This window comes from Moritella sp. 5 (assembly GCF_018219455.1).
Lineage (GTDB): Bacteria > Pseudomonadota > Gammaproteobacteria > Enterobacterales > Moritellaceae > Moritella.
Map to the genome: position 1 here is coordinate 141,191 of NZ_CP056122.1, position 12,006 is coordinate 153,196.

At 41.0% G+C, this 12,006-nt stretch carries 8 protein-coding genes; 5 read left to right on the top strand and 3 right to left on the bottom strand.

Going from position 1 to position 12,006, the window contains the following annotated elements:
- Positions 1-84: 84 nt before the first annotated feature.
- Positions 85-2,286, bottom strand: a complete 2,202-nt coding sequence (gene priA / locus HWV01_RS00635) for a primosomal protein N' (protein WP_211673630.1) — start codon at positions 2,284-2,286, stop codon at positions 85-87.
- 231 nt (positions 2,287-2,517) lie between these two features.
- On the opposite strand from priA, the gene rpmE reads away from it, so the two are divergent.
- The 3 genes from rpmE (at position 2,518) to HWV01_RS00650 (ending at position 5,053) form a co-directional block, all read left to right on the top strand.
- Positions 2,518-2,730 carry a 50S ribosomal protein L31 gene (gene rpmE, locus HWV01_RS00640; protein WP_211673631.1) on the top strand — a complete coding sequence of 71 codons (213 nt, stop codon included), beginning with the start codon at positions 2,518-2,520 and terminating at the stop codon, positions 2,728-2,730.
- Between the two features lie 406 nt (positions 2,731-3,136).
- Entirely contained in the window at positions 3,137-4,378 is a 1,242-nt protein-coding gene (locus HWV01_RS00645) for a malic enzyme-like NAD(P)-binding protein (protein WP_211673632.1), read from the top strand.
- A 105-nt stretch (positions 4,379-4,483) separates the two neighbouring features.
- Positions 4,484-5,053 (top strand): RNA-binding S4 domain-containing protein, encoded by a 570-nt coding sequence (locus HWV01_RS00650; RefSeq protein WP_211673633.1) that lies wholly within the window; start codon positions 4,484-4,486, stop codon positions 5,051-5,053.
- A gap of 181 nt (positions 5,054-5,234) precedes the next feature.
- On the opposite strand, the gene metJ is transcribed toward HWV01_RS00650, so the two are convergent.
- On the bottom strand, positions 5,235-5,561 hold the full coding sequence (gene metJ / locus HWV01_RS00655; protein ID WP_211673634.1) for a met regulon transcriptional regulator MetJ: 327 nt from the start codon (positions 5,559-5,561) through the stop codon (positions 5,235-5,237).
- A 176-nt stretch (positions 5,562-5,737) separates the two neighbouring features.
- Between metJ and HWV01_RS00660 the strand changes: the two genes are divergently transcribed.
- On the top strand, positions 5,738-8,161 hold the full coding sequence (locus tag HWV01_RS00660) for a bifunctional aspartate kinase/homoserine dehydrogenase II (protein ID WP_211673635.1): 2,424 nt from the start codon (positions 5,738-5,740) through the stop codon (positions 8,159-8,161).
- 143 nt (positions 8,162-8,304) lie between these two features.
- Complete coding sequence (gene metF / locus HWV01_RS00665; protein WP_211673636.1) at positions 8,305-9,192, top strand: methylenetetrahydrofolate reductase; 888 nt, start codon at positions 8,305-8,307, stop codon at positions 9,190-9,192.
- A 100-nt stretch (positions 9,193-9,292) separates the two neighbouring features.
- On the opposite strand, the gene ppc is transcribed toward metF, so the two are convergent.
- A complete protein-coding gene (gene ppc / locus HWV01_RS00670) occupies positions 9,293-11,923 on the bottom strand; it encodes a phosphoenolpyruvate carboxylase (protein WP_211673637.1) in 2,631 nt (876 codons plus the stop codon).
- Positions 11,924-12,006 lie beyond the last annotated feature (83 nt).

Below are 12,006 nucleotides of genomic sequence, written 5' to 3' on the forward strand. Positions count from 1 at the left end.
AGCAATGATGAGTGAAATAGACCAAACATTTTAGCGTGATTAGGGGCATTTGACTAGTTAATCAATGGATAAATGCCGATATCATTACAACATTTCGGTTGGATCTACATCTAATGACCAACGGGCTTTACGTGCAGACTTTAATGCTTCTATTTTGGGCATTATTTGACGTAATAGGTGAGTGATATGCTGACGCTGTGGACTTTGCAGCAATAATTGTAAACGGTACTTACCCGCACGTTTCTCCATCGGGGCTGGCATTGGACCTAAACAAAGCAGTTGTGGATTGTGGTTATACTCTTGAACAAGTTGTTTTATTTCGACTAAAAAAGCGTTCGCATCACTGAACTGATGGGCTTCAGCACGGAACAAAGCTTGAAAGCTATAAGGCGGTAAATTGGCCATAGAACGGGCGTGTAATGCTGTTTGGGCAAAATGGCTGTACCCGTTATTGATCAGGTCTTGAATAAGTTCGTGTTCAGGATGATGGGTCTGAATAGCCACTTCCCCTTGTTTGGCTGCACGTCCGGCACGACCAGATACTTGCACAAACAGTTGCGCGAGTTTTTCAGGGGCGCGAAAATCACTGCTAAATAGGGCGCTATCCACGTCAATGAGCCCTACCAAGGTGACATCTGGAAAATGATGACCTTTGGCGAGCATTTGGGTACCAATTAAAATTCGAAACTCTCGTTTGCGTACGGCTTCTAATGATTTTTCTAAGCTGCCCTTACGGCTGGTACTATCCCGATCAATACGAATAATTGGGTATTGTGGGAAGTGATTATTGAGCATTGTTTCTAATTGTTCAGTACCAAATCCGGCGGTGATTATCTCATTGGAATCACAACTTGGGCAACGACGTGGTTTTGGAAATTGTTCATCGCAATGATGACAGTGCAATATATTACGTGATTGATGATAGGTGTAATAGGTATTACAACGCTGACATTCCGCCATCGAACCACAGGTATGGCACATGACTGCTGGTGCATAACCACGACGGTTTAGAAATAGCAGTACTTGATTACCTGCGGCTAAATGGGTCGCCATTAATGCGATGAACTCAGCAGAGAGGCCTGAATCTAAGGACTGATTTTTGATGTCGATGAGGTGATGGTTTGGCATCTGGGCATTACCAGCGCGTTGGGTTAGTTGCAAATGACGATATTTTCCTGTCATGGCATTGTGCAGCGTTTCTAACGCAGGGGTGGCTGAACCTAATACCACGGCAATGTTATTACGCTGTGCTCTGACGATGGCTAGATCTCGCGCATGGTAACGAAATGTTTCTTGCTGTTTCAGGGACCCATCATGTTCTTCATCAATAATGATCACCCCTAAATCATGCATGGGAGTAAATATTGCAGATCGTGTACCAATTACGATACCTGCGACACCTGCTTGTGCTTCAAGCCAAGCCTCACGACGTTCTGCGTCATTTAAACCAGAGTGCAACGCGACAATTGGTACGTTGAAACGACGTTTGAAGCGTGAAATAGTTTGTGGCGTGAGACCGATTTCAGGAACTAATACGAGCGCTTGTTTACCGGTCTTTAATACTTTTTCTATGACATTAAGATAGACTTCGGTTTTACCACTGCCAGTAACACCATCAAGCAGATAAGTGGCAAAGTGATTAATATCAATCGCCGCAATGGTGATCGCTTGCTCGGTATTGAGTGAGGGGCGATTATCACTAATAACGAGATTCTGGCGCCAGTGTTGAGCATCGTTATCTTGGACCTCTATGTATTCTTGGCTAATTAGCCCTTTGTCTTGCAATGCTTTGATGGTCGTTGATTTTATATTGGCTAACTTTAAGTGTGATTGGGTTAGCCTTGTTTCAGCCAGTAACTTGATGGTTTGTAATTGAGCCGGTGTTAAACGATTTAATTCTTGGGCTGTTAATTCATGCGCGTTATCGGTTAATTGCCAGAATGTGTAGCTGTTTAATTTTGCAGATTCTAATTTACGTAATAATACCGGTAGGGCTTGTGCGATCACTTCACCAATCGGGTAATGGTAATAATCAGCGCACCAACTAAAAAATGCTAGCATGTCAGCTGATAAAATAGCGTTGTCATCGAGTACATTAATGATTGGCTTTAGTTTTTCGAGCGGAAATTCACTGTCGTTTTTGGTTACCAATGCAATACCAACTAATTGCTTATTCATAAAGGGAACACAGACACGCATGCCTGGCTGAATATGTTCATTCTCAGAATAGGTATAATCAAAAGTTCTGCTTAAATGTATGGGAACGGCGACGGCAACAACTGGCATGAACTTAACTCTCTTTTACGGACTGTATCTGTACTTCAGTAAACAGTTTACGGCTGTTAACTAGGTAATGTCTTGATATTTTCTGTTTAATCTTCTAATTGTGGTTTATTTATGCATCAGCTATTGATATTTAGGGGCAAGATCCTATATTATTCGCAGCCTAAAAATTCTATAACTTTATGTGGTGTCTGGCAGTGTTTCAGATGGCGACATAACTAAATTGAGGTTTCTATGAAACAAGGTATCCACCCAGAATATGCTTCTATGGAAGCAAAATGTTCATGCGGTAACATTTTCGCTGTTGGTTCAACTCGCGGTAAAAACATCACGCTAGACGTATGTTCAAACTGTCACCCATTCTACACTGGTAAGCAACGTAATGTTGATACTGGTGGTCGTGTTGATAAGTTCAACAAGCGTTTTGGCGCTCTTTCTGCAAAATAAGAATTGTATTTATACAATTTGTTGTAGTGAATCAAAAAGGTACCTTAGGGTACCTTTTTTTATATCTTAAAAATAGTTTGAAACATTTATAAAACTTATATTTAACTTAAATGCTTTCATTTGGATAAAAATGTTCTTCTAAAATTAGTAAATCATATAAAAATAAACACTTCATACCAGTACAAAGGTAGAATAAACAACTTAAATTACTGTAGAATCATGGTAACAGTATTATTAGCTAGTTTAGCTCAGTGTAAAACAAAAGTGACCTGTGTTAAATTAAAGTTAAATATTTGGCGTTACATTCGATTATTATTTTAATTCCCCCAACGTTGTTTCTCACTCCTTGTTATTCTTGAATTAAGGCGTTGAGTTATGTGTATTCATTTCACTCAGGATATTGTGTATGTCAGACCTTAGACAGCAAGCATTGGATTACCATGCGAACCCTAAACCAGGCAAAATTGCTATTCAACTTACTACGTCAGCAGAAACCGCTGATGATCTTTCTTTAGCATATAGCCCAGGTGTCGCAGAACCAGTGCGTGAAATTGCTGCTAACCCTGATGATGCTTATAAATATACGGCCAAAGGCAACTTAGTGGCGGTGATCACTAACGGTACTGCGATTTTAGGTCTCGGTAATTTAGGCCCACTGGCTTCAAAGCCGGTAATGGAAGGTAAAGCACTACTATTCAAGCGCTTTGCAGATATCGATTCGATTGATATTGAAGTGAAACACCGTACGACAGAAGAATTTATTGATACAGTTGCCAATATTGCCGATACATTCGGTGGTATTAATCTTGAAGATATTAAAGCGCCAGAATGCTTTGAAATTGAAAAAGCGTTAATTGCACGTTGTCAGATCCCAGTATTTCATGACGATCAGCACGGTACTGCAATCGTAACCGCTGCAGGTATGATTAATGCGCTAGATATTCAAGGTAAAGACATCACTGAAGCGGCTATTGTTTGTATGGGCGCTGGTGCTGCTGCAATTGCATGTATGGAATTACTAATTTCATGTGGCGCACAACGTGAAAAAATCTACATGTTAGATCGTAAAGGCGTGATCCACACACGTCGTGATGACATTAACGAGTATAAGCAACGTTTTGCTAATAATACTGATAAGCGTACATTGCAAGATGCAATTAACGGTGCTGACGTATTTGTTGGTGTATCAGGTCCAAATGTATTGTCTGCTGACGATGTTAAATTAATGGCCGATAATCCAATTATTTTTGCATGTTCGAATCCTGATCCAGAAATTAAACCTGAATTGGCTCACGCGGTACGTCAAGATTTGATCATGGCAACGGGTCGTTCTGATTATCCAAATCAGGTGAATAACGTACTGTGCTTCCCGTTTATCTTCCGTGGTGCATTAGATGCGCGAGCGAGTGTGATTAATGAAGCAATGAAAGTCGCGGCTGTACATGCAATTCGTGAAATTGCGAAAGAAGAAGTGCCACAGTCAGTATTAGTTGCGTCTGGTGCGACATCGTTAGAGTTTGGTAAAGAGTACATTATTCCAAAGCCAATGGATCCTCGTTTATTGCCACGTGTTGCACGTGCTGTTGCATTAGCGGCAGTTGAAACGGGTGTATCGCGTATCGATTTACCAGAGAATTACATGCTGTAACTAACCAGTATGATTTTCACAAACGCCAAGGTTTATCCTTGGCGTTTGCATTTCTAGGTTTATACTTGTATAAAGTTCTGCTATTTGCCCACATTTAAGGTTCCCATGTCTGAAGAATATGAAATTGAAGTTATCCCTGTTGTTGTTTCTGAAGAACCGATTGAATTATATAAGATCTTAAAAATCGAAAATTTAGTGACCTCGGGCAGTGAAGCGAAGAACTATATTGCAGACGGTTATGTGTATGTGAATGGTGAAGTTGAAACACGCAAACGTAAAAAGATCATGTTTGGCGATATCATTGGTTTTAATGGTGAAGCTTATCAAGTCATGTCTGCGGAAGAACTTGCAGAATACGATATTACTGATGAAGAAGAATTTGTGGACCCTGCAGCTTTAGAGTCTGATTCTGTAGCAACATATATTACAGAAAACGATGTTACTGAAGACTATTTCACAGGAAACAATACTGTTGAGCAAGATGTTGCTGTTGAACCCGAATTTATTGCACCAACACCAGTTGCTAAGCCTGTTGTCGACAGCATCCCTGAAGGTATCTGGGAGCAGCCTGAAAAGAAGAAAAAGAAAAAATCTGAAGCTAAACAAGTGAAAGTAGCTGAACCGAAACCGGTTGAGAAAAAGAAAAAAGGCCGCGCGGCTCCTTTTAGTTTTTAGTTTTTAGTTTTTAGATTTTAGATTTTAGATTTCACTTTAAGGTATTAGCAACAATGCGAGCTAGATAGCGCATTGTATATAGGCTAAATCAAAACAGGCACCTATAATTGGGGCCTGTTTTATAAAAGGTGAGCCTGTTTTATTTTCAGACGTTCTTTATTTAGCTCTCGTTAGTTAGTGACTAATCATCTTGTTCTAAATAATCATCAATATTAATGTCCAGTGCTAACATCTGTGCTTTAGCTTCTGCTGGTATGCTGTCTGGTTTGTCTTTTGTTAAATCTTCATCGGCAGGTAATGGTTGACCTGTGTAAGCATGTAAAAATGCCTCACACAACAACTCACTGTTGGTTGCATGACGTTGATTATTAATCTGACGGCGAGTTCTTTCATCTGTCAGCACTTTTAATACTTTCAAAGGAATTGAAACAGTAATCTTTTTAACCTGTTCACTCTTTTTCCCATGCTCTGCATAGGGGCTAATATACTCGCCGTTCCACTTCGTCATTTTTGACCTTTGCGTAAATTATTATTTATGAATAAGTAATAAGTCTACCTTTGAATTTGATTATTGGCAATCAGTATGTAAAGAGCTCTAGACGTCTGTTGACCTGTTGTAGCCTAATAGTGTATGTTTTGAGTTACTGGAAATATATTAATTCGATATTAAGTTCGGGAGAACGCATGGACGCAATTAAGCGCAGTATTCATAAATTTGGTGGCAGTAGTTTAGCTGATGCTACCTGTTATCGTCGAGTATTGACGATCATTAGCCAACATACCAAAGCACGCGATCTTATTGTAGTTTCTGCAGCGGGCAAGACCACCAACCAATTATTAGAATTATTACAATTAGCCGAAGACGGAGATCAAGCTGCATCGGAACGTCTTATTGCGACATGCGAGTATCAAACTAAGTTAATTGCAGAACTATTAGAAGGTGCCTTATGCACACAACTCACTTCTGCATTGCAAGATGACATTCATACTATAGGCCATTTATTAGAAACTACTCTTGATGTGTATGCTAAAAACCAAATTTTAGCGCATGGTGAGGTGTGGTCCGCTCGATTATTAGCAGCTTTACTGAGTCAAAGCGAACTACCAGCTAATGATTTAGATTCTCGCTTGTTTTTAACAACTGAATTAGCCGCGCAACCTGTGGTTGATGAAATGGTGTCTCGCCAAAAATTAGACTCGTGTTTAGCGACCCTGACTAATCGCGTTGTCGTGACCGGTTTTATTGCTGCAGATACACAACAGCGTACTGTGACATTGGGGCGAAATGGCTCTGATTATTCTGCGACCTTGTTAGCTGCATTAGTAGATGCTGATCAAACCACTATTTGGAGCGATGTTGCGGGGGTATTTAGTGCCGACCCACGTCGTGTAAAAGATGCTGAACTGCAAACTAAATTATCACTTGATGAAGCTGCTGAGCTCGCGCGTTTAGGCTCTCCCGTATTACATGCGCGTACATTACAACCTGTTGTCGAGAGTAAACAGCATGTGCAGTTACGTTGCAGTTATACTCCTGATGAGGGGTCAACCCAGATCCACCGTCGTTTACCAAAAGGTAAAGGGGCTAAAATTGTCACCTCGATTGATGATCTACATTTAGTGGATGTTGAGTTTAATCATGATACAGATTACCAGCAACAATATAATCAGTTAATTGCATTGTTAGCACAGCAGCAACTCTCTCCTATCTGTATCAAACGCCGTCCGACGGATTATAAGGTTAGATTTGGTTATACCGCTGAAATTGTTGAATTTGCACTTACTGCATTAGCAATATATAAACAGCAGCAATCTAATGTAACAGCCATTGAGCATGTGAGTGGTTTTTGTATGGTTGCGCTAGTGGGTTCTGGTGTAACCGATAATGCGTTGCAATCACATCAGTTTTATCAATTAATTTCAGAGCATAATCTGACATTTGTACAGACAGGTGAAAACCATTTAAGTATCTGTGCCGTTCTGCAGAAAGTGGTGTTAGAACCGTTATTGAAAGAGCTACATACGGCGTTATTTAAGCAGCCAAGACGCATTGGTGTGGTGCTGTTTGGTAAAGGAAATATCGGTGCTGGTTGGCTATCTTTGTTTGCGGAGCAAATGCATAAAGTTCCCGAACAACAAAATGTCGAACTGTGTTTATGCGGTGTATACGGCTCTCAGGGCGGGGTATTAGACTTTAATGGTCTGGATGCAGCGACGGTACTTGATGACTTCCAACCCGAATCGTTTGTATGGGAACAGTTATTATCGAATCTCGCATTGCACCCGTTTGATGAACTGGTGATTATCGATATTACCCCCAGTGAAGCAATCAGCTATTATTATCCTGAATTTGCCCAACACGGTTTCCATCTGATTTCAGCAAATAAATTCGCTGGCGCGGCGAGCAGTGAATTTTATAATCGGGTTAAGCAGAGCTTTAGTGATAATGAAAGCCATTGGTTATACAACGCCACGGTTGGCGCTGGGTTACCGATCCAATCATCTATGGATATGCTGCAACACAGTGGTGATCAAGTGACTGCTGTTAGCGGTATTTTCTCTGGTACCTTATCTTGGTTGTTTCAACAATATGATGGTAAAATTGCGTTCTCGGAATTAGTGGAACAAGCTTGGCATCAAGGGCTAACGGAACCTGACCCTCGTGAAGATTTATCGGGCAAGGACGTACAGCGCAAATTGCTTATTCTAAGCCGTGAAGCGGGCTATGAGATGGAGCTTGGCGATATTAAACTCGAGTCATTGGTATCAGAAGATCTAATGTCATTTAAAGTGGACGAGTTTTTAGAACATTGCGAAGCACTCGATGACAAAATATTACATATGTTTAATAAAGCCAAAAAGCAGGGCTTAGTATTACGCTATGTCGCTAGTTTTAGTAGTAAAGAAGGGGCGCAGGTTGGGTTAGAGTTCTTAGAACCAACCCATCCATTTGCCAACTTATTACCGTGCGATAATATTTTTTCAATTAATAGTCACTGGTATCGCCATAACCCATTAGTGATCCAAGGCCCTGGTGCTGGCCGAGATGTGACTGCGGGTGCTATTCAATCTGATCTTTTCCAATTATGTAAGTTGTTAGCGCGTTAACTTTTACATTTTCGTCTGTCGAAAACCAATGCGCATATAATTCATGTTTAAGATGAATTATGTGCGTTGACTTTATCCACCAAACTTGTGATGATTGAGACGTAAAGAGGTATGGACGTCTAAACATCTTAAGGGAATAGAGTATGAGTTTTCACAACGCACAAAATATTGAAGTATTGAATCAAAGTGTTTCTGAATTGGGACGTGATATTAACGTTTCATTTGAATTTTTCCCGCCCAACTCTCCAGCGATGACGTCTACTTTATGGGAGTCAATTAATCGTTTAAAAGCGTTAGACCCTAAATTTGTGTCTGTGACATACGGTGCTAATTCCGGCACTCGTGATCGTACTCATAACATTATTAAACAAATTAAGCATGAAACAGGCTTGATTGCTGCACCACACCTCACTTGTATTGACGCTAATCGCAAAGAGCTAAAGCAGATTGCAACAGATTATTGGGATAATGGTATTCGTAATATCGTGGCTTTACGTGGTGATTTACCACCGGGCTTGAATCAACCTGATATGTATGCAGCTGACTTAGTTGCTTTATTAAAAGAGGTAAATGATTTTGATATCTCAGTTGCCGCCTATCCAGAAGTTCACCCCGAAGCAAAAAATGCGCAAGCAGATCTGCTCGCGCTAAAAGATAAGATTGATGCCGGTGCTGATCGTGCTATTTCACAGTTCTTTTTTGATACCGAGAGTTTTTTACGCTTCCGAGACCGTTGTGCGGCAGTCGGTATTGATAAAGAGATCGTGCCGGGTATTTTACCTGTATCAAATTATAAAACCTTATGTAAGTTTTCAAAACTGACCAATGTAAAAGTGCCTAATTGGATGCACAGCCAGTTTGAAGGTTTAGATAATGATCAGGCTACACGTAATCTGGTTGGCGCAAGTATAGCCATTGACCAAGTGAAAGTATTGTCGCGCGAAGGGGTGAAGGACTTTCATTTCTATACGTTAAACCGTGCGGATCTAACGTATGCTATTTGTCATACATTGGGTGTACGTCCAAAATAATCATCGTACTGGTTATCTTGTACTTACTATCCGAATCAAAAATGCCGACATGATGTCGGCATTTTATTATCTATTCATTAGCTGATAACTAAATTGAAAGTTAACCGGTATTACGCATACCAGCAGCAACACCAGCGATACTTACCATTAAGGCTTGTTCAATATCTGGGTTCACTTCTTCACTACTACGTGCGCGGCTTAATAGCTCTGCTTGTAGGATGTTCAGAGGGTCGGTATACGGGTTACGTAACTCAATTGACTTTTTACTCCAGGGTTGAGCATCAAGTAATTGCGTGTCAGGTGTTAAACCTAAGATCAACTCAGTTGCTAACGCCAAGCTTGCACGTAGTTCTTTGCCTAAATGCCATAAATCTTCAGTCACTAGACATTGGTCATAATATTCCGCTAACCAAGCATCAGCTTTCAAAAATACCATTTCGAACATTTCAATACGGGTATTAAAGAACGGCCATTGTTGCTGCATTTCTTGCAGTGTCTCACGCTGACCTGAATCGAGCATGTTTTTGAATGCAGCTGTACAACCTAACCAAGCGGGTAACATCAAGCGGTTTTGTGTCCATGCAAAGATCCAAGGGATGGCACGTAAGCTTTCTACTCCACCGTTTGGTTTACGTTTTGCTGGGCGGCTACCGAGTGGCAGTTTACCTAATTCTAACTCAGGTGTCGCAGAGCGGAAGTAAGGCACGAATTTTTCATGGCCTTGGATATATGAGCGATATTCTTCACATGAATCCGCAGACATTTGATCCATTGCATCACGCCAAGCTTGTTCTGGTGCTGGCGGCGGTAGTAAATTAGCTTCTAAAATTGCACTGGTGTAGAGGTTTAAGCTTTGTTCAGCAACATTGGCAAGACCAAACTTAAAACGGATCATTTCACCTTGCTCTGTTACGCGTAAACCACCTTTTAATGAACCTGGAGGTTGTGATAATAAAGCTGCATGTGCGGGTGCACCACCACGACCGATGCTACCACCACGTCCATGGAATAAAGTCAGCTTAATTTCTTCTTGTTCACAGATATTAACCAAGGCTTCCTGCGAACGATACTGCGCCCAAGAGGCGGCTATTACACCTGCATCTTTCGCAGAATCAGAATAACCGATCATGATATATTGATGGCCATTGATGTAGTTTTTATACCAATCAATCGCTAATAAACTTGCCGTCACTGTACCCGCATTATTCAAATCGTCTAAGGTTTCAAATAACGGCGCAACAGGTAGACGGAATGGACAACCGGTTTCTTTTAATAATAGCTGCACAGCTAATACATCAGAGGCCTTACGTGCCATTGAAATGATGTAAATCCCTAGTGATTCTGGATCTTGCTTTGCCACAGTGCGACAAGTATCAAGCACTTCTTTTACATCTACAGACGGTTGCCAGCATTGTGGGATAAGTGGGCGCTTGTTATTAAGCTCTTGCAATAAGAACGCTTGTTTATCTTGCTCGCTCCATTGTGCGTAGTCTCCAAGACCCAAGTAACGTGTTACTTCGGCGATCACATCGGTATGACGATCACTGTCTTGGCGGATATCAAGTTTCACTAAACTCACACCGAAACATTCAACGCGGCGAATAGTATCGAGTAATGCACCTTGGGCAATAACACGCATACCACAGGCATTAAGTGAGTTATAGCAAGCTAACAATGGCTCACGTAACTGTGCTGTTGTGGTGATGATGTCACGGCTTTCTGTGTATTCGTCTTTTAACTGCGCAGTTAAGCTCGCTAATGTTTCTGTTAACTCACTACGTAATTTTTTCAGTAACACACGGTATGGTTCATGACTTTCACCGACTAATGCACGTAATGTGTCATCACAGTCATTCATTGATAATTCACTGGTGAGATGTTTTACATCTTTAAGGAACAAGTGAATAGCCATCCAACGACTGGTTAATAATACTTCTTCGGTGACCGTTGAAGTCACAAACGGGTTACCGTCGCGATCACCACCCATCCAAGAGGTAAATTTAACGGGTGAAGCGTCAATAGGTAATTGGTAACCTAAGCGGTCTTGTAGACGTTTATCAAGACTGCGTAAGAAGTTTGGTACTGCATCCCATAATGAATTTTCTACTACTGCAAAGCCCCATTTAGCTTCATCGACAGGCGTTGGGCGAACAGTTCTGATCTCGTTGGTGTGCCAGGCTTGTGATACCAATTGTTCGATACGCGTCATGAAGACATCACGCTCTTTGCTACTTAATTCAGTAAGCTCTAACTGGCTAAGGCATTTATTAATCGCGCCATGCTTATGGATCAGGGTTCGACGGGTGATTTCAGTTGGATGTGCAGTCAGTACTAAATCGATCTTAAGGTTTTGAACCGCAGAAAGTACATCTTCTTCACTGATTTCAGAGTTATTTAGTTTAGCAAAGAGTTCATCGATAGAGTCTGGCACGCAAGTGTTATCTGCACAATTACGTGAAGTGGTGTGGAACTGCTCAGCAATGTTAGCCAGGTTTAAGAATTGACTAAACGCACGCGCTACTGGTAACAGCTCATCATCAGAGAGGCTACGCAGTACGGTGAGTAATTGTGCACGGTCTTTATCATTACCTGCACGGGATGATTTTGCTAGTTGACGAATGGTTTCAATCTTATCTAAGAACTCTTCTCCAAGATGATCCTTGATTGTATTCCCTAGTACTTGGCCCAATAAGCCGACATTACTTCGTAACGCTGCATATTTATCTGACATACATAATCCTTCAATTCAGTGATGTAATACGGCAACAACTATTATCGTTATGTATGTAAAATAACTATATTTAGTGACATTCG

Excerpts from the sequence above, each read along its gene's own strand:
- priA (WP_211673630.1), bottom strand. The coding sequence starts at position 2,286 with ATGCCAGTTGTTGCCGTCGCCGTTCCCATACATTTAAGCAGAACTTTT.
- rpmE (WP_211673631.1), top strand. The coding sequence starts at position 2,518 with ATGAAACAAGGTATCCACCCAGAATATGCTTCTATGGAAGCAAAATGT.
- HWV01_RS00645 (WP_211673632.1), top strand. The coding sequence starts at position 3,137 with ATGTCAGACCTTAGACAGCAAGCATTGGATTACCATGCGAACCCTAAA.
- HWV01_RS00650 (WP_211673633.1), top strand. The coding sequence starts at position 4,484 with ATGTCTGAAGAATATGAAATTGAAGTTATCCCTGTTGTTGTTTCTGAA.
- metJ (WP_211673634.1), bottom strand. The coding sequence starts at position 5,561 with ATGACGAAGTGGAACGGCGAGTATATTAGCCCCTATGCAGAGCATGGG.
- HWV01_RS00660 (WP_211673635.1), top strand. The coding sequence starts at position 5,738 with ATGGACGCAATTAAGCGCAGTATTCATAAATTTGGTGGCAGTAGTTTA.
- metF (WP_211673636.1), top strand. The coding sequence starts at position 8,305 with ATGAGTTTTCACAACGCACAAAATATTGAAGTATTGAATCAAAGTGTT.
- ppc (WP_211673637.1), bottom strand. The coding sequence starts at position 11,923 with ATGTCAGATAAATATGCAGCGTTACGAAGTAATGTCGGCTTATTGGGC.